Genomic DNA, 22,553 nt, shown 5'->3' with positions numbered 1-22,553 from the left:
GCTCATCGAGTTCGGCGTTCGTGATGAGGATGGCCTCGTTCGTGGCCTCCATCGCCGCCTGGAGAATCGTCGGATCGATACCGGGCAATGGGCTCGCCTTGTCGGAAACGGCCGCCCTAAGGCTTCCGCTGGCCAATGACACGCTTTCCATGGCTCATTCCTGCCGATGTCCGCTTTCCGGCTGATGCTCTCTGGGCGGGCGCACGGTGACGAGCCTCATCGTCAACTTGCAATCGACACGCCGGTTGCCTGGCGCGGAGCCCCCGGGGATCGGTGAAGCCAGCTCGGTCCGGGCGTCGCTCCGACCTTCTACCATCACTTTCGCAAGGTCTCGTTCACGTGAGCGGCACGACACCGCGGTGGATGGACGCCAAGATGGGATACCGCCTGACTTCACTGCGTTGGCTGATGTCCCACGCAACAAGTCAGGCGGCGAACGAGATGCACGGTAGGCCTACGCTGGACGGAACGGCGTTCCTCAAGGGGGGCGGCGAGGCCGGGGCGTTGATCCGCGTCCATGATTGGGCCTCAACGCCGCTCGGGCCGCTGGAGACCTGGCCGCAGAGCCTGAGGACGGCCGCGGGCATTGTCGTCCAATCGCGCGTGCCCATGGTCATGCTCTGGGGAGCCGAGGGCGTGATGATCTACAACGACGCCTATTCGGGTTTCGCAGGCGGTCGGCATCCTGAGCTCCTCGGCACCAACGTGCGCGAGGGCTGGCCCGAAGTCGCCGACTTCAACGACTACGTGATGACGGTCTGCCTCGCCGGCCAAACCCTCGCTTATAAGGACCAGGAACTCACGCTGTACCGTTCGGGCAGGCCGGAGCAGGTCTGGATGGACCTCGACTATTCGCCCATCCCCGGGGACGACGGGGAGCCCGCAGGCGTCATGGCCATCGTCATCGAGACCACGGAGCGGGTCCTGGCTGACCGGCGCGCCTCGGACGAACGATCCCGGCAGCGCCAGTTGCTCCAGCAGATGCCCGGCTTCATCGGCGTCGTGAACGGGCCGGAGCACGTCTACGAGTACGTGAACGCCGCCTACGTGAAGATATCGGAGCGATCCGACTTCATCGGACGCCGATTCCGTGACGTCTTCGCCGACCTTCACGACCAAGCCTTCGCGGAGTTGCTCGACAAGGTCTATGCGACCGGCACCGGCATCGTGATGCGCGGCATGGAACTGCGGCTCCACGGCAGCAGCGAGACCCAATTCATCGATTTCCTGTTCGAGCCCGTTCGCGACGAGCTGGGCGCCGTCACCGGCGTGTTCATCGGCGGTTATGAGATCACGGAGGCCTACCGGACGGCGGCGGCCTTGCGTGCCAGCGAGGCACGCCTGCGGGAGCTGAACACCGATCTTGAACGGCAGGTCATCGAGCGCACCCAGGCGCGCGGCCGGACATGGCAGGTCAGTCCGGACCTCCTGGGTGCCCTGAACGACAAGGGCTATTTCGAGACCTCGAACCCCGCCTGGAAGACCGTGCTCGGCTGGACCGAGGATGAGGTCGCGAGCATGTCGATCTTCGAGATGCTGCATCCCGACGATGTCGAGAGGACGCGCGTCGGGTTCAATCTCACCCAGGAAGGGCAGCCCGCGATCCGCTTCCCGAACCGCTACCGACATCGGGACGGGAGCTATCGCTGGATCTCGTGGGTCGGCGTGCCGGAGGACGGCCTGGTCTATTGCAGCGGTCGGGACATCACCGACGAGAAGGCGGCCGAGATCGAGTTGGCCGGCGCCCAGGATGCCTTGCGGCAAGCGCAGAAGATGGAGGCCGTGGGGCAGCTCACCGGCGGGGTGGCGCACGACTTCAACAACCTGCTGACCGTCATCAAGTCGTCCACCGACCTGCTGAAGCGTCCCAACCTCGCGGATGAACGTCGGACCCGCTACATCACCGCCATCTCCGACACGGTCGATCGCGCCGCCAAGCTCACGTCGCAGCTTCTCGCCTTCGCCAGGCGGCAATCGCTGAAACCTGAGGTGTTCGACGCGGCCCTGAGCGTACGGGCCATCGGGGACATGATGGGTACGCTGACGGGCTCACGGATCAGGATCGTGACGCAGCTGCCGGAGGAGGCCTGCTTCCTTCACGCCGACCCGAGCCAGTTCGACACGGCGCTCGTCAACATGGCTGTCAACGCCCGCGATGCGATGGATGGGGAAGGCGAACTGACCATCGCGGTTCAGGCGGTGAAGAAGATGCCTGCGGTCCGCTCGCAGCCAGCCGTCCGAGGTCCCTTCGTCGCCGTCTCGATCTCCGACACCGGCAGCGGCATCCCCGAAGGCCAACTCGAGCGGATCTTCGAGCCGTTCTTCACCACCAAGGGCGTGGGCCAGGGGACCGGTCTCGGCCTGTCCCAGGTGTTCGAGTTCGCCAAGCAGTCGGGAGGCGAGGTCACCGTCACGAGCAGGCTCGGCAAGGGCAGCACGTTCACGCTCTACCTGCCCCGTGTGGCCGAGGTGGAGCGACACGTCGACGGAGGCGAGCCGGAGCCGCTGATGGATGGTCACGGGACCTGCGTCCTGGTGGTCGAGGACAACCCGGACGTCGGTCTCTTCGCGACCCAAACCCTGACGGAACTGGGCTACGGCACGGTCTGGGCCGCCAACGCCGAGGAGGCGCTGGCGGAACTCGCCAAGGACGCAGACCGCTTCGACGTGGTGTTCTCGGACGTGGTGATGCCCGGCATGAACGGGATCGACCTCGCCCGCCGCATCCGCGAGGAGCACCACGACCTGCCGGTCCTGCTCGCATCAGGATACAGCCACGTGCTGGCGCAGAACGGCACCTACGGGTTCGAGCTCCTGCAAAAGCCGTACTCCGTCGAGGACCTATCCCGCCTTCTGCGCAAGGTCGCGACCTGGCAGCGTCGCAGGCGCATCATGGGCAGGCCGCCCTATCAGGGCCGCCCGGTTCCCTAAGGGTCGTCCGGAGCCAACCATGCGCGAAGGGCCGCGAAGGTCCGACGGGCACCGGCGATGACCTCGTCGTGGGAACCGTGCGGGACCTCCGTCGAGAGCCGCTCCTGGAAGGCTCGCCACATCGGGCCAACGTGCGTCCGACTGTAGGCCTCGTAGTACGCAGAGGCCCCGTGCGCGACCGTACCGGCCAAGACCGTGCGTACGTACCGTGCGATGACCTGCCCTCCCAGCGTCGAGCCCTCCAGCACGTACATCGCGCCGACCAGCCCCGCCCAATCGTTCGGGAGCGATTGGCGCCGGATGCGCGGGAGCGCCTGGATGCCGCCATCGGGCATCCCGATGGCACGAAGATCCGCTTCCAGAAGGTGGAGCTTGCGACGCGGCCCGAGGCCGGGGAACGGCGGATGCGCCTCGATCAAGGGCTCGAAGACGGCGTGGAAGCCCCACCAGCGGGCCAACAGGCCGCGATGGCCGTCGACCGATGACATGCGTCGGCGCCAGTCGAGGTCCCGCTCGAGGCCTTCGTGGAGGTCACGGGTCTCGTCCCGTAGCCGGTCGATGAGCGCCGTACCGGGTGATGTCGCCCGGTACGGCACGACAGGCTCCACGCGGTCAGGTCCCCGAGCGCTCGCGGCGCATCGCCACGACGTTGCCGTTGGCTTGGCTCCTCCGCAGCAGGGCGCCGGCCTTGTGCGCGAGCTCTCCGTCGCGGAACGGCTTCTGGACGACGCGGTCCTCGCTCACCTCGCCCGACTGCCGCAGGGCGGCGGTGTCCGCATAGCCGGTCACGAACAGCGCGGGGAGGCCGGGCCGGCGAAGCTTGGCCTCGCGGGCCACCTCCGCCCCGTTCATCCCCGGCATCGCAAAGTCCACGACCATGAGGTCGATCTCGTCGGCAGGGCCGCGGTCCAGCATCGCCAGCGCGGCCATTCCAGAGCCGGCCTCACGGACCCGGTAGCCCGCCTCCGTCAGGAGCGAGGCCGTGATCTCACGGACGTCGCTGTCGTCGTCCACCAGCAGCACGACCGGGGAGCCGTTGGCATGCTCGGTCGATGGCTCCGCAGGAAAAGCCTGGTCGAAGGTCGTCTCGGCCTGCGTGGTCGACCGAGGCAGGAACACCCGGATGGTCGTTCCCTCGCCGACCCGCGTCTCGATGCGGACGCCGCCCCCGGACTGCTGGGCGAAGCCGAGGACCTGCGCGAGCCCCAGTCCCGACCCCTTGCCGACCTCCTTCGTGGTGAAGAACGGCTCGAAGACCCGGTCGAGCACGTCGGCCGTGATCCCGGTGCCGGTGTCGCTGACGGCGACCATCACGTACTCGCCCTTCGCCGGGTCCGTCGGTTGGGTCGGAGCTGGCAGGACGACGTTGCCGGTCTCGACGCTGAGGGATCCGCCGACCTCCATCGCGTCGCGGGCATTGATCGCGAGGTTGAGGATGATGAGCTCGATCTGGGTCGGATCGACCATGGCTGGCCAGAGATCGGGCTGCAGCACGGTCTCGATGCGGATCGATCCGCCGATGGAGCTCTGCAGGAGGTCGCGCATCGAGGCGACCGTGTGGTTGAGGTCGACCGGTTTGGCCTCCAGCCGCTGGCGCCGCGAGAAGGCGAGGAGCTGTGCCGTGAGCTTCGCGCCGCGCTCCGCGGCCCCGCGCATCATGTCGAGCCGCCGACGGGAGCGGTCGTCGGACACGGCTCTCTCGAGGAAACCGATATTGCCGGCGATCACCGTCAGAAGATTGTTGAAGTCGTGCGCGACGCCGCTCGTGAGTTGGCCGACCGCCTCGAGCCGCTGGGCCTGGCGCAGGGCCGCCTGGGCCTTCTCACGCTCGGCGTTCTGGAGAGCGAGCTTCTCGTTGGCCTCGGCGAGCTCCCGGGTCCGGTCCTCGACCCTCTGCTCAAGGGTCTCGTTGAGCTCGCGCAGGGCCCTCTCCGCCTTCCGGCATTCACGCTGGGCGCGGGCTTCCGCGAGGGCGCGCACGATGGTCCGCGGCAGTCGGTCGAGGCGCTGCTTGGTGACGTAGTCGGTGGCGCCGACCTTCATCGCCTCGACGGCGACGTCCTCGCCCAGCGTTCCGGAGACGAAGATGAAGGGGATGCCGGGACAGTGCTCCTGCGCGATGGCCAGCGCGCTGAGCCCGTCGAACGACGGCAGCACGTAGTCCGCCAGGATCAGGTCGTGGCGCCTCGAGGCGACCGCGGCCAGGAAGGCGTCCCGCTCGATCACGCGCTCGATCTCGTGGGGCAGGCCGATGCGCTCGACGAACGCGAGCACGAGCTCCGCGTCGAGGTCGCTGTCTTCGAGGAACAAGATGCGGATCGGCCTCGGGCCGTCTGATGTCACGCCGGGAGCTTCCTTCATCCGTTCGAGGCCCACTCGCCACCGCGCGGCGGCGGCTCGTTCAGGACCGCCCAGAACACGCCGAGGTCCTTGATGGCATCGAAGAATTCCTTGAAGCCGACCGGCTTCACCACGAAGGCGTTGACGCCCAGATTGTAGGATTGCACCACGTCCGATTCCTCGCGGGACGAGGTCAGCATGACCACGGGGATCGCCCGGGTCCGGGGGTCACCCTTGATCCGCTCCAGGACCTGGAGCCCGTCGACCTTGGGCAGCTTGAGGTCGAGGAGCACGACGGCCGGGTCGCGTGGCTCGCGGGCCTCGTACTCGCCCTTGCGGTACAGGTAGTCGATGGCCTCCGCACCGTCGCGGCAGATCACGATGTCGTTCGCGAGCTTGCTGTCGGCGAGAGCCGCCAGGGTCAGTTCGAGGTCGTTGGGGTTGTCCTCGACCAGCAGGATGGGCTTCAGGTCCGCCATTCTAGTACGCTTCCTTTCGGGTCGGGAGCGTGAAGTGGAAAGCCGCCCCTTTTCCAAGTTCACCCTCGGCCCAGGTCTCGCCGCCGTGCCGCTCGACGATGCGGCGCACGTTGGCCAGCCCGATGCCGGTCCCCTCGAATTCCTCGACGCGGTGCAGTCGCTGGAAGACCCCGAACAGCTTGTCGACATAGGCCATGTCGAAGCCGACGCCGTTGTCCCGGACCACGAAACCCAGCATCCCGTCCGGCGCGTCTTCCCGCGTCAGGCTGATGACCGCCTCGGGCCGGGTCCGGGTGTACTTCAGGGCATTCGACAGCAGGTTCTCGACCACCAGGCGCAGCATGACCGGATCGGCGTAGACGCGCCCAAGGGAGCCGATGTGCCACCGGACGGCGCGTTCGGCCGGTACCTCGCGCATGACCTTGCGTCGAACCTCCTCGACGAGGGCGCTCATGTCCCCCTCCACGGGGTTGAGGGCGTTCCGGCCCATCTGCGAGAAGTTGAGCAGGCTGTCGACGAGGTTGCCGGCCGAGATGGCCGCATCGATGATGACGTCGACGTAGCGCCGGCCGTCGTTGGACAGGCGCTCGCCTTCCCTGGCCTTCAGAAGTTCGGAATAGCCGACGATGTGCCGGAACGGCGCCCGGAGGTCGTGGCTCACCGAGTACGAGAAGGCCTCGAGCTCCTTGTTCGAGCGCTGCAACTGCTCGGTCATGGAAGCCAGTTCCTCGGCCCGGCGCAACACGATGCCGATGACGGAATTCCGCAGGTCGCGCGCGGCGTCGACCTCGACCGGCGCCCAGGGTAGCGACCGGCCGCGCACCGTCTCCTTCCAGGTCTCGAAGGATTTTCGCGGGTGAAGGCGTTCCGGCTCGCCGGCTCGGTCCACCGTCGCCGGCTTGTTCGGGTTGCCGCCCCATCGAACGGTCCGCACGACCTCCGGCCTGAACCAGATGACGTAACTGGCATAGGCCTTGGAGATCGAGATCGCGAGGAGCCCGCTGGCAACGTCGGCGAATGCTGCGGCCGGCGTGAAGGCGGTGCCGAGTTCGTCGGTCGCGAAAACCTCTTTCCCGCCATGGACGGTGGTCAGCCAGGCATGCAGGGCGCGAACCTCGGTCTCTGACGGCGTCACGCCCACGAGACGGCACTGATCGTTCGAGACGATGGCGGCACCGGACGCCGCGGCGAGAGCCAGCAATTCCCTCGGATGGCCGATCAGCCCGTCGATGAAGCGCTCTTCCTCGGCCATGAAGCCAAGGAGCTTCGACTGAATCGAGCCGAGGCGCACGCGATGCTGCGCCTCCGAGGCGCGCTCCTGCGAGGCGACCTGGAGCGCGAAAACCTGGGTGAGGAAATCGCAGGCGTTGCGGGCCTGGAGCGGAACGCGGCGGGGCGTCCGGTTGTGGCAGGAGATCAGGCCCCAGAGCGCGCCGTCGACGAGGATCGATACCGACATCGACGCCATGGTGCCCATGTTGCGCATGTACTCGACGTGAACCGGCGAGACGCTGCGCAGCACCGATTGGCTGAGGTCGAGCGGCTGGCCGTCCGGGGTCAGCGACGGCACCACCGGGACGGGCACGTAGCCCGCGTCGGGGATGATGCGCAGGCGATTGCGCCGGTAGAGCTCGCGCGCCTGGGCGGGAATGTCGGAGGCGGGGAAGCGCAGGTCGAGGTAGGACGGCAGGACGCCGTTGCCGTCCTCGGCCAGCACGGTCCCGTGCCAGTCCTTGTCGAAGCGGTAGACGAGGGCGCGGTCGAAACCGGTGAAGTGGCGGATGTCGGCAGCGGCGAGGGCACACAGCTCCTCGATCGACGTCGCCTCGTGCAGACGTTCGACGAAGGCGCGCAGTCGCGGATAGAGCGTGTCGAGGCCGCCATCAGCGGCGTCGGCGACCTCCTCCAACTCGACGACCGCGAGCCTGCCGACGCGGTGCGCCGCAACCTCGTAGGCCTGCTCACGCCCCCCCGATGCGAGCCTCACCGTGCGCAGGTACGCGGCCGTGCCCTGGTCGTGCATCCCATCGAGATGTCGCGAGACCAACGCCGCGACCTCAGGCAAGGACGAGGTCAAGGTCGCCCCCACGGCGGCGTGGGGGGCAGCGTTCTCGCTCGCCTGCACGATGGTCAGCGAAGCGACATCGACGACCAGCATGAAACCGTGGGGCTGGATGCTGCCGACGATGTGGATCGGTTCGCGGTCGCAGGCGGCGAGATCGGGACGTTGGCCGGTGGGGGAAGCCCGCTCGACCGATGCCGAGGGGGGTATCGTACCGTTCTCGACCTGCAAAAACACCGTCTCCGTGATCGCGTCGCTTCGGCGCGACGGGGTACCGGCCTGCTCCCCGGGTGACAAGCCCCAGGGACGCAACCCACCCTCGGTAAGTTCGCCGACGAGCATGTCGTTCCTGCCGAATTAACAAATGTTATCTCGGGCCTTGCTTGCTCCAAAAGACACAGTTGAAGCCTTAAAGGCAGCCGGACGACTTCTCTTCTTGACGCTGCGAATTTTGAATTTCAGCTTGCAGGCATGGCGCTCTCGACTGACAATCTCGCGCGGGTGGAGGCGCTGGCCAGGTACAAGATCCTCGATACGTTGCCGGAGCCCGCGTTCGACGACATCGTCATGCTGGCCTCCCAAATCTGCGAGACACCGGTGGCGCTGGTCAGCCTCGTCGCCGACGACCGTCAATGGTTCAAGGCTCGCATCGGCATCGATGCGCACGAGACATCCTTGGACAAGTCGGTGTGCGTCCATGCACTGGATCACACGAGGCTTCTGGTCATCTCGGACCTGACGCTCGACGAGCGTACGCGCGACAATCCCTCGGTGACCGGACCACCCCACCTCCGCTTCTACGCGGGCGCGCCCTTGCGCACGGCCGAGGGATGTGCGGTGGGCACCGTGTGCGTGCTCGATCACCTGCCACGACCGATGGGGCTGCATCCGGCCCAGGCGACCTCCCTGGAGGCCTTGGCGCGGCAGGTCATGGCTCAGCTCGAGCTGCGTCACGCCATGGCGGAGGTCGACAGCCGCGCCGCGGCCCTGCGGGAAGGGGCGACGCGGCTGAGAACGATCTTCCAGACCACCTACCAATATCAGGGACTGCTCGCACGCGACGGGACCGTGCTCGATGCGAACAAGATCATGCTGCGGGCCATCGGCTCGACGCTCGACGACGTCGCCGGACTGAAGTTCTGGGAAACGCCGTGGTTCACCGCGACGGCCGAGATGCCGCCTCGCGTCCGGGAATGGGTGGAGCGGGCCGCCTCGGGCGAGACGGTCCGGGAGGAGATCGAGGTCGTGCTGCCGAGCGGACGCCGGGTCTTTGATCTCGCGATGCGCCCGGTGCCGGACGAAAAGGGCGGGGTCGTCGGGATCGTGCCGGAGGCGGTCGACCTGACCGAGCGTCGGGCGGCCGAGGACCAGTTGCGCCAATCGCAGAAGATGGAAGCGGTCGGCCAGCTCACCGGTGGCATCGCGCACGACTTCAACAACATGCTGGCCGTCATCGTCGGAAGCCTGAACCTGCTGGAGCGCCGGCTCGCCAAGGGCGAGACCGAGGTCGCCCGCTACATCGACGCCGCCCTGGACGGAGCGGGCCGGGCCGCCTCCCTGACGCAGCGGCTGCTCGCCTTCTCGCGCCAACAGCCCCTGGCCCCCGAGCCGGTCGATGCCAACCGCATGGTGGCCGACATGTCCGAGCTGCTGGCGCGGACGCTGGGCGAGGAGGTCCGGATCGAGACCCTGCTCTCGGCGGGGCTGTGGAAGGCGAAGGCCGACCCGAGCCAGCTTGAGAACGTCATCCTCAACCTATCGGTCAACGCCCGCGATGCCATGCCGGACGGCGGCCGCCTGACCATCGAGACGGCCAACGCCCACATCGACGACGATGACGGGCACGAGAATGAGATCTCACCGGGCCAGTACGTGCTCGTGGCGGTCTCCGATACCGGAACCGGCATGCCGCCCGAGGTCATCGCCCGTGCGTTCGACCCGTTCTTCACGACCAAGGGCGTCGGCAAGGGAACAGGTCTCGGCCTGAGCCAGGTCTTCGGGTTCGTGCGCCAATCGGACGGGCACGTGACGATCGACTCGGAGCTTGGCCACGGCACGACGATCAAGGTCTACCTGCCCCGGTCACACGCGGACGAGGCCGCGAAGTCCGCCTCGCACCCCTTGAAGCCGGACGTGGGTGGAAGCCGACGCGAGAGGGTGATGGTGGTCGAGGACGACGTCCGCATGAACGCCTGCTCGGTCGAGTCACTGCGCGAGCTCGGCTATGACGTCGTCCATGCCACGAGCGGGCCGGAGGCGCTTCGGATGATCGAGGCCGGCCAGGAATTCGCCCTCCTCTTCACGGACATCGTCATGCCGGAGATGACCGGGCGTCAGCTCGCCGACGCAGCCCGGGTGCGGCTCCCGGAGCTGAGAGTGCTCTACACGACGGGCTACACCCGCAACGCGGTGGTCCATAACGGGGTGCTCGATCCGGGCACCAACCTGCTGCCGAAGCCGTTCGGGATCGCGCAGCTCGCCGCCAAGGTGCGGGCCATCCTCGACGCCTGAGACGCGTTGCTGCCTCGACTGGCAGCTCGTCCCGCCGAGCTCGGCTTCGGCGGGGGCGTGCCCTCGCCCTGCAGTGCACATCTCCCATGTCGCCGCATGGTCGCGGCGGACAAAGGCGATCCGCGCCCTCGGAGCCGATCACCCTCGGCTCGACATCAGGTCCTGTCGAACAATTGCTCGAGGGAGCGGAAGCCTTTGATCTCGATGGGGTTACCCGAAGGGTCGAGAAAGAACATCGTCCATTGTTCGCCCGGCTCGCCCTCGAACCGAACCATCGGCGCGAGCACGAACTGCAGATTCTCACCCCTCAGCCGGTCGGCCAGGGACCGCCAGTCACTCAGTTCCAGCGCGACGCCAAGATGAGGCATCGGCACGAGGTGTTCGCCGACCCGCCCGGTATTCGCAACCGGGAAGGGGTCACCAAGGTGCAGCGAGATCTCGTGACCGAAGAAGTCGAAATCGACCCAGGTCGGCGCGCTCCGGCCTTCACGACACCCGAGCACCCCTCCGTAGAAGCGCCGCGCCTCATCGAGGTCGCGCACGTTGTAGGCGAGATGGAAGAAGCTCCGCATGATCACTCTCCTCTGGCTTATGGCAGATCGCGGTCGCAGGCCTCTCGGGGACAGCTGCCGAACCACGGGATCTGTTGGGAACGGACGCGGCCGAAGGTGGCACCCGTCGATCGACGGAGCTAGAGGACCTGCGACAGGAAGCGCCGGGTTCGTTCGTCCTCAGCCGCCGAGAACAATCGCGAAGGCGGGCCGTGTTCGACGATCACGCCGCGATCCGTGAAATAGACGTGATCGGCCAATTCGCGAGCGAAGTTCATTTCGTGCGTGACGAGGAGGCAGGTCATGCCCTCCTCGGCGAGCTCGCGGATGGTGACGAGCACTTCCTTGACCGTCTCGGGATCGAGCGCCGCGGTGACCTCGTCGAACAGCATCACGTCCGGCTTCATCGCAAGCGACCGGGCGATGGCGACGCGCTGCTGCTGCCCACCGGACAACTCCCCGGGATAGGCTGTCTCCTTGCCCGCGAGCCGCACCTTCGCGAGCAGAGCGCGAGCGCGGGCCTCGACCTCGCGCTTCTCCTGGCCGAGCACGTGGACCGGCGCCATCATCACGTTCTGAAGGGCGGTCTTGTGCGGGAACAGGTTGTATTGCTGGAAGACCATGCCGACCTTGCGGCGGAGCGCGAGCTTGTCGAGCTTCGGGTCCGCGACCTCGATGCCGGCGACCCGGATCGCGCCTGAGGTCACCGGCACCAGTGCGTTGATGCAGCGAATGAGCGTGGATTTCCCCGAGCCCGACGGTCCGATGATGCAGACCACCTCTCCCTTGCCCACATCGAAACTGATCCCCCTCAGGACCTCGCTGTCGCCGAATGATTTGTGCACATCGATCAGCTGCACGATCGGCTGACCGGGGGGATGAACGTTCGTCATTGAAAAAGCGGGTTCTCAGCGGGTCTCGAAGCGACGCTCCAGATGGGCGGTCAGGCGATCGATCGGATAGCAGTAGAGGAAGAAGCAGAGCAGGGCGAACCCGTAGAGGGGCGCGAACAGCTCGGGCCGCCCACCTTCCGCAGCATGCACCTGCGCGGTCAACGTCAGCATCTCGGTGACTCCGACGATCGAGGCCTGCACCGTCGCCATCGCGATGAGGGCGTAGACGTTCATCCACGGCGGCAGCATGCGTTTGACGCACTGGGGGAGGATGATGCGCCACAGCGTCTGCCGCCGGGTGAAGGCCAGCGATTCGGAGGCCTCCCACTGGGTCGTCGGCACGGAGCGCACGGCCCCTCGGACGATCTCGGCGACATTGGCCATCACGGGAAGCGCGAAGCCGCCCGTTGCCTTGACCCAGTCGGGGAGAGGGATGCGAAAGCCCAGCACCGTGACCTGGAACGGCACCAGGAACATGACGAAGAAGAGCAGAACCAGCCAGGGGACGTTGCGGAAGAACTGCGTCACCGCCCAGGCGACCCGCCGCAGGACCCGTCCCTCGCTCAGCATGGCCAGCCCGAGCCCGACGCCCGCGAGCGTGCCGAGCATCATGGCGATGAGCGAGATCGCGACGTTGAAGGCGAAGCCCTTCAGCAGCAGGGGCGCCCACCTTACGACGACCTCGAGCGGCGAGAGCACGACGCTGCCGCTCTGTGCCCAGGCCGGAAGCGCGAGCAGGCCGCCGGCGAGCCCACCGCCGAGCAGCCAAGCCTGGAGTGGGTGAAAGGGAAACCCGGCCCGCGTCCGCGAGACCGCGAACGGCAACAGCACCGGCAGGTCGCCCGCCCGCCCGGGATGGTCGCTCACCGGCTGTATCCTGGGATGCGCAACGCGCGTTCCCAGCGGTGCATGATCCAGACGAGACCCCCGACGAGGACCGCGTAGGTCGCCAGCAGCACCAGCATCATCTCGAGCACATTCTGCGACTCGGACCAGATCTGCTTCACGGCGTAGAGCGTCTCGGGGACGGCAATCGCGTAGGCCAACGTCGTGGTCTTCAGGAGGTTGATCAGGTTGTTGTTGAGCGCCGGCAGGCAGACTCGCAGGGACAGCGGCAAGACGACGTGGAGATACGCCTTGACGCGCGTGTAGCCCAGGGCCTCGGCGGCCTCGATTGTGGTCTTGGGCACCGCCTCGATACCGGAGCGAAAAATCTCGACGTTGAACGCGCCCGCAAAGAGCGACAACGACACGATCGCCCATTGAACGTTGTCGAGGATCGGGATGCGCAGGCCGTCGGGGGTCTGCGACGCCGGCAACAATGTGCCGAGGCCGAAATAGAAGAAGAAGATCTGTACGAGCGGGGGCGTATTGCGGAAGACGACGACAAAGCCGTTGACGAGCCCACGCACGAGCCGTGACGGGCCGGATTGAAGCAAGGCTCCCACCGCGCCGATCAAAAGACTGACAATGATCGTCGTGACGGCGAGAAGAAGCGTGGTCTTGAGCCCGTTGACGTAACGGGTCCAGTCGTATGGGTCGTAGAAGATCGTGAAATTGAACCCCGTGGTTTCGTAGAGGTTACGGAACCAGCCCTGAATAGCGTCCGTCATCTCTCTTCACCACGCCAGTCGGCCCGCTCACGATGCAGCCAGCCGGACATTAGTTGGTGGTGTTCTTGTACTTCTCGTGCATCGCTTTGGAATACTCAGTAGGCTCGATGCCCCACTTTTTCTCATTGTCGACGATGAAGCCCGTCTTCATCCAGTCCTTGGTCGTGCTTTCCAGCATCGTCTGCAGGGAGGTGTTGCCGAGCGCGACGGCCATGATCCACGGCGCATCCATGATGCCCTTCAGGGGCAGGGCGTAGTCCGCCTTCCAGTCGTCGTCGAGGAGCTTACCCTGAAGCATGCTCTGATCGTAGACGTAGCCGATGCAGTTGCCCTGCTTGAGGGCGAAGAGCGGCTTCTCCGAGCCATCGAAGGCGACGATCTCCGGACCGTAGGTACGGGCGACATCCTTGTTGTACCACGCACCGGAGGTGGCGCAGACCGGCTTGCCCTTCAATTGCGCCCAGTCGGTGATGCCGGATTTCTTGGGCAGCATCACATTGACGAAATCAGAGTAATATTGCGGATCAATCGCCTGTATCACGCGCCGGCGTTCCGGCTTGTCCGAGATCGTCGCGATGAGCAGATCGACCTTCCCCTGCTGAAGGAACTCGATCCGGTTGGAGGACACGACCGGCACCAGTTCGAGCTTCACGCCGAGCCGCCTTGCGACGTCCGCCGCGAGGTCGGGCTCGACCCCGATGATGGCGCCGCTCGGATCGCGGAAGCCGAACGGCCTGTAATCGGCCTTCACTCCGACGATCAATGTGCCGCGCTGCTTGATCGCCTCGACGCCTTCGGCGGCCTTCGCATGGCCGAAGGCGACCAAGGTGGCAGCGGCCATCACGACGGCGGCTGCGACGTTCCCGAATGTTGGCAGGCGCATGAGATCACGTCTTTTCTTGGCAAGGATAGTGCGGCGGGGAGGGATCGCGACGTCGGCTATCGGCCGACGAGGCATGGTCTAGGCGCGACCGGACGATGCAATCCACAAGCCATCGGTCGCTCGCTGCGTGGGCGCAATGTCATACGTCGGTGATCGCAGGTCGTCCACTCTTGCTAACCAACGTTGGGACGCGCACAAATATCCGTCGGCATCTGACGAGCGAGTGTTCGGTTTGTCCCGGCCGACGATTCGGTCGGCGAAAGACTGCGCCTCACGTCGGCTTGGCACGAAGTGTGCTGTCGGCGATCTTCGCATAACGCATCACGGCACCCCTCCATCGGCCGTCGAAAGAAAGTCCTCCATGGATCGTCGGACATTCCTCCAGACCTCGATCGGCGCCGGCATTATCGGCGCCTCCGGAGGGATCGCTGCCCCCGCCATCGCACAGGCCGCCCGGAAGACGCTGAAATTCGTGCCGCAGGCGAACCTCGCCAATTTCGACCCGATCTGGGGGACGCAATACGTCGTGCGCAACGCCGCGGCTCTGGTCTGGGACACGCTCTACGGTGTCGACGAGAAGCTGGTGCCGCAGCGGCAGATGGTCGAATCCGAGAGCGTATCGGACGATGGCCTGACCTGGACCTTCAAGCTCCGCTCCGGCCTCAAATTCCACGACGGCGAGCCGGTCCTCGCCAAGGACGCGGTGGCGAGCCTCGCCCGCTGGTCGGCCCGCGATCCGATGGGCCTGATGATCAGGGCCATCCAGAACGAGCTCGTCGCGGTCGACGACACGACCTTCAGGTGGTCGCTCAAGAAGCCGTATCCGAAGATGCTGCTCGCTCTGGCCAAGAACAACGCGCCGTGCACCTTCGTGATGCCCGAGCGGATTGCCAAGACCGACCCCTTCACGCAGATCAAGGAATACATCGGCTCGGGGCCGATGAAGTTCGTCGCCAAGGAGTGGGTGCCCGGCGCGATCGCCGTGTTCGAGAAGTTCCAGGACTACAAGTCACGCGACGAGCCCTCCTCGTGGCTTGCCGGCGCCAAGCAGATGAAGGTCGACCGCGTCGAGTGGATCATCATGCCGGACCCGGCGACCGCCATGGGCGCGCTCCAGAACGGCGAGGTCGACTGGTGGGAGAACCCGCTCTCGGACCTCGTGCCGGCGCTTCAGGGATCCTCGGACGTCGCCGTCGACATCGCCGACCCGCTCGGCAATGTCGGCGCCTTCCGGATGAACCACCTCCACCCGCCCTTCGACAACCCGGACATCCGCCGCGCGGTCCTGATGGCGATGCGCCAGGAGGACTACATGCGCGCCATCGTCGGATCGGATGACGCGCTCTGGAAGCGGATGCCGGGCTTCTTCACGCCGGGCACGGCCTTCTATTCCGAGCAGGGCGGCGACATCCTCAAGCAGGCGAACGTCGATGCCGCCAAGGCGCTGCTGGCCAAGGCGGGCTATGACGGCACCCCGGTGACCTGCGTCGTCGCGCAGGACAACCCGATCACCAAAGCGCAGGGGGACGTTACCGCCGACCTGCTGCGCCGCCTCGGCATGAAGGTCGATTTCGTGGCCACCGACTGGGGCACCGTCGGCTCCCGCCGCGCGTCGAAGAAGACGCCCAAGGAAGGCGGCTGGAACATGTTCCACACGTGGCATGCCGGCGCCGACTGCCTCTCGCCTGCGGGCTACAACGCACTCCGCGCCAATGGCGACAAGGCCTGGTTCGGCTGGCCGTCGAGCCCGGCGACCGAGGCAGGCATCACCGAGTGGTTCGAAGCCAAGGACGTCGAGGCCGAGAAGGCGGCGCTCGCCAAGACCAACGCGGCCGCCGTCAACGACGTCGTCTACGGGGTCACGGGCTTCTTCCTGAGCTATCAGGCCTGGCGCAAGAACGTGAGCGGCATCCGCAGCGGGCCGCTGCCGTTCTTCTGGGGTGTGACCAAGGCCTGACGGAGCGAGACGCGAGACCCGATCCCACTATCGGGTCTCGTCTCCAAGCCGGAATCGTGCCCCGCTTCATTCCGACGAACTGGTATTCGCTTGGTCGACATGAGATCTAGGACGACCCGCTGATGACGATCGTCATCCTGCGCCGCATCCTCTCCACGATCCCCGTGATGGCGATCGTGGCCCTGTTCGTGTTCAGCCTGCTGTACATCGCGCCCGGCGACCCGGCCGCGGTGATTGCGGGCGATCAGGCCTCCCCCGAGGACGTCGAGAAGATCCGCCAGAGCCTCGGCCTCGACCGGCCCTACCTCGTGCGCTTCGCCGAATGGGTGTTCCAGATCCTGCGCGGCGACCTCGGGACTTCCATCTTCACGAACCTGCCGGTCACCACGATGATCGGGCAGCGCATCGAGCCGACCCTGTCCCTGATGGGGATCACGCTGGTCATCGCCGTGCTGGTCGCCGTGCCGATGGGCGTGGTCGCCGCCTGGAAGGCGAATAGCTGGGTCGACCGCTCCGCCATGGCGTTCGCGGTGTTCGGCTTCTCGACGCCGGTCTTCGTGGTCGGCTACCTGATCGCCTACGTCTTCGCGCTGAAGCTCGGCTGGTTCCCGGTCCAGGGCTACACGCCGATCTCCAACGGCCTCTGGCCCTGGCTGCGGAGCCTGATCCTCCCCTCCGTCTCGCTGGCGCTGGTCTACATCGCGCTGATCGCGCGCATCACCCGCGCCTCGATGCTCGACGTGCTGAGCCAGGACTACGTGCGCACGGCAAAAGCGAAGGGCGTCGGGCAGCGCAAGATCCTGTTCGTCCACGCGCTCAAGAACGCAGCGGTGCCGATCGTCACGGTGATCGGCATCGGCGTCGCGTTGCTGATCGGCGGAGCGGTAGTGACCGAGAGCGTGTTCGCACTGCCCGGTCTCGGCCGCCTCGTCGTCGATGCGATCCTGCGGCGCGACTATCCGGTGATCCAGGGCATCGTTCTGCTGTTCAGCTTCGTCTACGTTCTCGTCAACCTCGTCGTCGACCTCGTCTACACGCTCGTCGATCCGAGGATACGCTACTGATGGCCGGCACGACGCTCATGACCGGCAAGACACCCATGCCCGGCACCACGCCCGGTACGACGCTCGTGCCCGGCACGGCGCTCTTGCCCCCGCCCGGCCTCGTCGTCGCCGACGACCTGCCGGACGTGCTCGCGCCACGAAAGCCGATGACGGGCATCATTGGGTTCGTCCGCAGGCGTCCCACGCTCGCCTTCGGCGCTTCGATCCTGATCGTCATGGTGTCCGCGGCGGCGTTCGCGCCCTGGGTCGGCACGGTCGATCCCAGCCTGCTCGCAACGTCAAAGCGGCTCAGGCCTCCCTCGGCCGAGAACTGGTTCGGCACCGACATGCTCGGCCGCGACCTCTACTCGCGGGTGATCTACGGGGCGCGCGTCTCGCTGGCCGTCGGCTTCTTCGTCGCCCTGCTGGCCTCGGTCATCGGGATGGCGATCGGCCTCGTCTCGGGCACGGTGCGCTGGATCGACAGCATCGTCATGCGGCTGATCGACGGAATGATGTCGATCCCGCCGATCCTGCTCGCCGTGGCCCTGATGGCGCTGACCCGCGGCAGCCTGGAGAACGTCATCGTCGCGATCACCCTGGCGGAGATCCCGCGCGTCGCCCGCCTCGTGCGAGGCGTGGTGCTGTCGCTGCGTGAGCAGCCCTACATCGACGCGGCGATCGCCGCCGGCTCGCCGATGTGGCGGATCGTGATCCGCCACATCCTCCCCAACACCCTGGCGCCGATGACGGTGCAGGCGACCTATATCTGCGCCTCGGCCATGATCGTGGAAGCGATCCTGTCGTTCATCGGCGCCGGCGTGCCCCCGACCATCCCGTCCTGGGGGAACATCATGGCCGAGGGCCGCGCCCTCTGGCAGGTCAAGCCGAACCTCGTGTTCTTCGCCGCCACCTTCCTGTCGATCACCGTCCTTGCGGTGAACCTCGTCGGCGACGGCCTGCGCGATATCCTCGATCCCCGCATGGCGAAAACCCTCTGATGCGTCGGCCTTACGCCCGTCGCGCCGTCATCGCCGAACCGGAGAATCGTTCATGAACGGGCGTTGTGTGAGAAACACCTGATGGCGCTCCTCGAAGTCGACTCGCTGCAGACGCATTTCCGGACGCCCGACGGCGTCAACCGCGCCGTGGACGGCGTCTCCTTCCAGGTCGGGAAGGGCGAGACGCTGGCGATCGTCGGCGAGAGCGGCTGCGGCAAGTCCGTCACCGCCATGTCGATCCTGCGGCTGATCCCGGAGCCGCCAGGCAAGAGCGCGGGCGCCATCCGGTTCGACGGCCGCGACCTGCTGGCGCTGCCCGAGCGGGAGATGAGGCGCATCCGCGGCAACGACATCTCGATGATCTTCCAGGAGCCGATGACCAGCCTCAACCCGGTGCTCAAGGTTGGCCGGCAGATCGGCGAGTCCCTTCGCCTGCATCAGGGCCTCGACCGCGGCAAGGCCGAGGCGCGGGCCGTCGAGATGCTCAAGCTCGTCGGGATCCCGGAGCCGAAGCAGCGCGCGGGCGAGTATCCCCACCAGCTCTCGGGCGGCATGCGCCAGCGCGTGATGATCGCGATGGCGCTGGCCTGCTCGCCCAAGCTCCTGATCGCCGACGAGCCGACGACGGCGCTCGACGTGACGATCCAGGCACAGATCCTCGACCTGATGCGCGATCTGAAGGAGCGCGTCGGCGCCGCGATCCTGCTCATCACCCACGATCTCGGCGTGGTCGCCGAGGTCGCCGACCGCGTGGTGGTGATGTACGCGGGCCGCAAAGTCGAGGAGGCGCCGGTCCGTCGCCTCTTCGCGAAGCCGCGCCATCCCTACACGCGCGGCCTGCTCGGCGCCGTGCCGCGGCTCGGCTCGTCGCTGGAAGGCGGGGTCGACCGGCTCGCCGAGATCCCCGGCATGGTGCCGAGCCTCAAGACGCGGATCGAAGGCTGCGTCTTCGCCGGGCGCTGCCCCGACGTGCAGGACGTCTGCCGGCACTACGCGCCGGGCCTGGAGGAGAAGGCGCCCGGCCACGTCGCCGCCTGCCACTTCTCCCTGCGCGAACAGGCCGCCGCGGCATGAACGTGCCGCTGAAAGCCCCGCCCTCGGCGACGCTCCTGGAGGTCAACGACCTCAAGATCCATTTTCCGCTCGCCGGTTCCCTGTTCGGCCGCGCGCGGCGCTTCGTCTACGCGGTCGACGGGCTGTCCTTCCGGATCGATCGCGGCGAGACGCTCTCGCTCGTCGGCGAGAGCGGCTGCGGCAAGTCGACCGTCGGGCGGGCGGTGCTGCGGTTGCTGAAGCCGACCGCGGGCCAGGTCGTCCTCGCCGGCCGGCGCATCGACGACATGTCTGCCGGTGGCCTGCGCCCCCTGCGGCGGCAGGTTCAGGTGGTGTTCCAGGACCCCTTCTCGAGCCTCAACCCGCGCATCCGCGTCCGCGACGCGCTCGCCGAGCCGATCCGCAATTTCGGGCTCGCCAAGGACCGGGCGGATCTGGAGCGCAGGCTCGACCGTCTGATGGACCGCGTCGGCCTGCCCCGCGAAGCCCTGTCGCGCTGGCCGCACGAGTTCTCCGGCGGCCAGCGCCAGCGCATCGGCATCGCCCGCGCGCTGGCGGCCGAGCCCGACCTCATCGTCTGCGACGAGGCGGTTTCGGCGCTCGACGTCTCGGTCAAGGCGCAAATCGTCAACCTATTGGGGGACCTCCAGGCGGAGCTGGGCCTCGCGTTGCTGTTCATCAGCCACGACCTCGCGATCGTCGAGCATATGACGCACCGCATCGCCGTGATGTATCTCGGCAAGATCGTCGAGACCGGGACGAAGCGCCAGATCTTCGCCCGCCCGCGTCACCCCTACACCCAGGCGCTTCTGTCCGCGGTGCCGGCCCCCGACCCGGAGGCGCCGCGCCGCCGCATCCTGCTGAAAGGCGACGTGCCGAGCCCGATCGACCCGCCCAAGGGCTGCCGCTTCCACACGCGCTGCCCCTACGTGTTCGATCGTTGCCGCATCGAGGAACCGGCCCTGGGCGAGGTCGAGAGGGGCCATGAAGCCGCCTGCCACCTCAACGGGCGACCAGCGGACCAGAACCCGCTTCTCGCAGGGGTGTTCGCATGAGCGTCGCGCACGACCTGATCCTGCGCGGTGCGCGGGTCATCGACCCCTCGCAGGACTTCGACGGACCCGCGGACGTCGCCTTCGCCGCGGGCCGGGTCTCGGGCTTCGGGCCCGATCTGCGCGCGGGACCGGCGACCGAGATCCGCGACGTCGCGGGCGCGGTGGTGACGCCCGGGCTCATCGACCTCCACACCCATGTCTATTGGGGCGGCACCTCGCTGGGAATCGATCCAGACGAGTTCTGCCGCCTCTCGGGCGTGACCACCTCGATCGACACGGGAAGCGCCGGGCCGGGCAACTGGGCCGGCTTCCGCCGGCATGTCATCGAGCGCGCGGACGCCCGCGTGCTCGCTTACCTGCACGTGTCCTTTGCCGGCATCTTCGCCTTCTCGAAGTCCGTCATGGTCGGCGAGAGCGCGGACATGCGCATGATGGCGCCCGCCGAGGCCGCCGAGGTGGCGGATGCCAACCGCGACCTCATCGTCGGCATCAAGGTCCGCGTCGGCCGCGGCGCGTCCGGCGACCAGGGAACGGCCCCGCTCGACACGGCCCTGCAGGTCGCCGAGGAGGTCGGGATGCCGCTGATGGCGCATATCGATCATCCGCCGCCTTCCTACGAGGAGGTCCTGGCGATGCTGCGGCCGGGCGACGTGCTGACCCACGCCTTCCGCCCCTTCCCGAACGCGCCCTGCACGGCGCAGGGCAGCGTGAAGCGAGCCGTGCGGGAGGCCCGCGAGCGCGGCGTCCTGTTCGACATCGGGCACGGCAAGGCGTCGTTCTCGTTCAAGACCGCCCGTGCCATGCTGGCAAACGGCTTCTACCCCGACACGATCTCGTCGGACGTGCACCAGCTCTGCATCGACGGGCCGGTCTACGACCAGGTCACCACCTTGTCGAAATTCCTGTGCCTCGGCATGGACTTGCCCGAAGTCATCCGGTGCTCGACCGTCAACGCGGCCTTCGCCCTCAGGCGCCCCGAATACGGATCGCTGAAAGTCGGATCGCTCGGCGACGCGACGGTGCTGAGCATCCGCGACGGCGAGTTCGATTATGTCGACGTGACCGGCGAGCACATGACCGGAGACAGACGCATCGTGGCCGAGGGCGTCGTTCTGAAGGGCCGCTGGTGGCACTCGGCAAGCGGCTCGGCCTTCGGCAGCCTCGCCTCATGACGCCGCTGGCGAACGAGATCGCCCGACACTTCGGGACGCCGGCCGTCGTGGTCGATCTCGATGTGGCCGAGGCGAATATCGCGCGCGTCCAGGCGTCGTGCGATCGCGCCGGGCTCGCGAACCGCCCCCACGTCAAGACGCACAAGTCGCCGGAACTGGCCAAGCTCCAGGTCGCGGCCGGCGCGCGCGGCATCACCTGCCAGAAGCTCGGCGAGGCCGAGGTGATGGCCGAGGCCGGGCTCGACGACATCCTGATCAGCTACAACATCCTGGGCGAGCAGAAGCTCGGACGGCTGGGGGCGCTCCTGAAGCGGTCGCGGATCACCGTCGGGGCGGACAGCGCGACCACGATCGACGGACTGACGAGCGCCGCCGCCATCGCGGGCCGCCCGCTGCCGGTGGTCGTCGAGTGCGATACCGGAATGAGGCGCGCAGGCGTCGAGACGCCCGGCGAGGCCGTCGCGCTGAGCCGTCGCATCGCGGCCGCGCCGGGCCTGACCTTCGCCGGCCTGCTGTTCTACCCGCTCCCCGACGGCTGGCCCGAGACGCAAAGCTTCTTCGACACGGTGTCGGCGGGCCTCCGCGATGCCGGGCTGACGTCCACGATCGTCTCGACCGGTGGCTCGCCGAACCTCGCTCATCTCGGCGCGCTCCACGGGGCGACCGAGCACCGGCCCGGCACCTACATCTTCAACGATCGCATGCAGGTGGCGGCGGGCGTCGCGACGTTGGCCGATTGCGCGCTCACGGTCTACGCCACCGTGGCGAGCCGGGCGACGGACGCGCGCGGGATCGTCGATGCCGGCTCGAAGACGCTCACCAGCGATCCCGGCGGCCTCGACGGCCACGGGCTGATCCTCGAATATCCGAAGGCCCGCATCGGCCATCTCTCCGAGGAGCATGGCTTCCTCGATCTCGCCGCGTCGGAGGCGCGTCCCGCGGTCGGAGAGGTGGTGCGGATCATCCCCAACCACGTCTGCGTCGTGGTCAACATGGTCGACCGGCTGGT

The 22,553-nt window shown here is 67.2% G+C and carries 18 protein-coding genes; 9 read left to right on the top strand and 9 right to left on the bottom strand.

The genetic code is table 11. The annotated features are described in order from the left end of the window. The first annotated feature begins 441 nt into the window (after positions 1 to 441). A complete protein-coding gene (locus ACFE7U_RS11640; RefSeq protein WP_375409889.1) occupies positions 442 to 2,931 on the top strand; it encodes a PAS domain-containing protein in 2,490 nt (829 codons plus the stop codon). Here the strand turns inward: ACFE7U_RS11640 and ACFE7U_RS11635 are convergent. From ACFE7U_RS11635 to ACFE7U_RS11620, 4 genes are read right to left on the bottom strand one after another with little or no spacing between them, the layout of a single operon-like run. Continuing rightward, positions 2,928 to 3,539: a biliverdin-producing heme oxygenase gene (locus ACFE7U_RS11635; protein WP_375409888.1), complete on the bottom strand. Its 612-nt coding sequence runs from the start codon at positions 3,537 to 3,539 to the stop codon at positions 2,928 to 2,930. The two genes, ACFE7U_RS11640 and ACFE7U_RS11635, sit on opposite strands and share 4 nt — an antisense overlap. 4 nt (positions 3,540 to 3,543) lie before the next feature. After that, on the bottom strand, positions 3,544 to 5,274 hold the full coding sequence (locus ACFE7U_RS11630) for a response regulator (RefSeq protein ID WP_375409887.1): 1,731 nt from the start codon (positions 5,272 to 5,274) through the stop codon (positions 3,544 to 3,546). A gap of 14 nt (positions 5,275 to 5,288) precedes the next feature. Then, positions 5,289 to 5,750, bottom strand: coding sequence for a response regulator (locus ACFE7U_RS11625; protein ID WP_375409886.1), 462 nt, complete (start codon positions 5,748 to 5,750; stop codon positions 5,289 to 5,291). 1 nt (position 5,751) lies between these two features. Then, complete coding sequence (locus ACFE7U_RS11620) at positions 5,752 to 8,154, bottom strand: ATP-binding protein (protein WP_375409885.1); 2,403 nt, start codon at positions 8,152 to 8,154, stop codon at positions 5,752 to 5,754. Positions 8,155 to 8,283: 129 nt separating this feature from the next. Here ACFE7U_RS11620 and ACFE7U_RS11615 point away from each other — a divergent pair, with 129 nt between their 5' ends. Beyond that, entirely contained in the window at positions 8,284 to 10,323 is a 2,040-nt protein-coding gene (locus ACFE7U_RS11615) for an ATP-binding protein (protein WP_375409884.1), read from the top strand. Positions 10,324 to 10,478: 155 nt separating this feature from the next. Here the strand turns inward: ACFE7U_RS11615 and ACFE7U_RS11610 are convergent, their stop codons facing one another. From ACFE7U_RS11610 to ACFE7U_RS11590, 5 genes are all read right to left on the bottom strand, one after another. Beyond that, positions 10,479 to 10,895, bottom strand: a complete 417-nt coding sequence (locus ACFE7U_RS11610) for a VOC family protein (protein WP_375409883.1) — start codon at positions 10,893 to 10,895, stop codon at positions 10,479 to 10,481. 119 nt (positions 10,896 to 11,014) lie between these two features. Further along, positions 11,015 to 11,767: an amino acid ABC transporter ATP-binding protein gene (locus ACFE7U_RS11605; protein WP_375409882.1), complete on the bottom strand. Its 753-nt coding sequence runs from the start codon at positions 11,765 to 11,767 to the stop codon at positions 11,015 to 11,017. Between the two features lie 15 nt (positions 11,768 to 11,782). After that, positions 11,783 to 12,634: an amino acid ABC transporter permease gene (locus tag ACFE7U_RS11600; RefSeq protein WP_375409881.1), complete on the bottom strand. Its 852-nt coding sequence runs from the start codon at positions 12,632 to 12,634 to the stop codon at positions 11,783 to 11,785. Continuing rightward, positions 12,631 to 13,380, bottom strand: coding sequence for an amino acid ABC transporter permease (locus tag ACFE7U_RS11595; RefSeq protein ID WP_375409880.1), 750 nt, complete (start codon positions 13,378 to 13,380; stop codon positions 12,631 to 12,633). Before ACFE7U_RS11595 ends, ACFE7U_RS11600 begins: the two co-directional genes overlap by 4 nt. A 49-nt stretch (positions 13,381 to 13,429) precedes the next feature. After that, entirely contained in the window at positions 13,430 to 14,263 is an 834-nt protein-coding gene (locus ACFE7U_RS11590; protein ID WP_375409879.1) for a transporter substrate-binding domain-containing protein, read from the bottom strand. 361 nt (positions 14,264 to 14,624) lie between these two features. Between ACFE7U_RS11590 and ACFE7U_RS11585 the strand changes: the two genes are divergently transcribed. From ACFE7U_RS11585 to ACFE7U_RS11555, 7 genes are all read left to right on the top strand, one after another. Beyond that, positions 14,625 to 16,220, top strand: a complete 1,596-nt coding sequence (locus ACFE7U_RS11585; RefSeq protein ID WP_375409878.1) for an ABC transporter substrate-binding protein — start codon at positions 14,625 to 14,627, stop codon at positions 16,218 to 16,220. A gap of 122 nt (positions 16,221 to 16,342) precedes the next feature. After that, positions 16,343 to 17,284 carry an ABC transporter permease gene (locus ACFE7U_RS11580; protein WP_375409877.1) on the top strand — a complete coding sequence of 314 codons (942 nt, stop codon included), beginning with the start codon at positions 16,343 to 16,345 and terminating at the stop codon, positions 17,282 to 17,284. 35 nt (positions 17,285 to 17,319) lie between these two features. After that, the gene (locus ACFE7U_RS11575; protein ID WP_375409890.1) at positions 17,320 to 18,264 is read left to right on the top strand and encodes an ABC transporter permease; all 945 of its coding nucleotides are present in this window, start codon (positions 17,320 to 17,322) and stop codon (positions 18,262 to 18,264) included. Between the two features lie 81 nt (positions 18,265 to 18,345). Continuing rightward, complete coding sequence (locus ACFE7U_RS11570) at positions 18,346 to 19,338, top strand: ABC transporter ATP-binding protein (RefSeq protein ID WP_375409876.1); 993 nt, start codon at positions 18,346 to 18,348, stop codon at positions 19,336 to 19,338. After that, positions 19,335 to 20,372, top strand: a complete 1,038-nt coding sequence (locus ACFE7U_RS11565) for an ABC transporter ATP-binding protein (RefSeq protein ID WP_375409875.1) — start codon at positions 19,335 to 19,337, stop codon at positions 20,370 to 20,372. Before ACFE7U_RS11570 ends, ACFE7U_RS11565 begins: the two co-directional genes overlap by 4 nt. Beyond that, positions 20,369 to 21,544: an amidohydrolase/deacetylase family metallohydrolase gene (locus ACFE7U_RS11560; protein WP_375409874.1), complete on the top strand. Its 1,176-nt coding sequence runs from the start codon at positions 20,369 to 20,371 to the stop codon at positions 21,542 to 21,544. The genes ACFE7U_RS11565 and ACFE7U_RS11560 overlap by 4 nt, the downstream gene beginning before the upstream one ends. Further along, a partial coding sequence (locus ACFE7U_RS11555; RefSeq protein ID WP_375409873.1) for a D-TA family PLP-dependent enzyme occupies positions 21,541 to 22,553 on the top strand: 1,013 nt, incomplete at its 3' end. The genes ACFE7U_RS11560 and ACFE7U_RS11555, both read left to right, overlap by 4 nt.

The organism is uncultured Methylobacterium sp., assembly GCF_964251405.1.
Classification (GTDB): domain Bacteria; phylum Pseudomonadota; class Alphaproteobacteria; order Rhizobiales; family Beijerinckiaceae; genus Methylobacterium.
The sequence above is the reverse complement of the archived record's forward strand: the minus strand, read 5'-3'. Positions and strand labels throughout refer to the sequence as shown.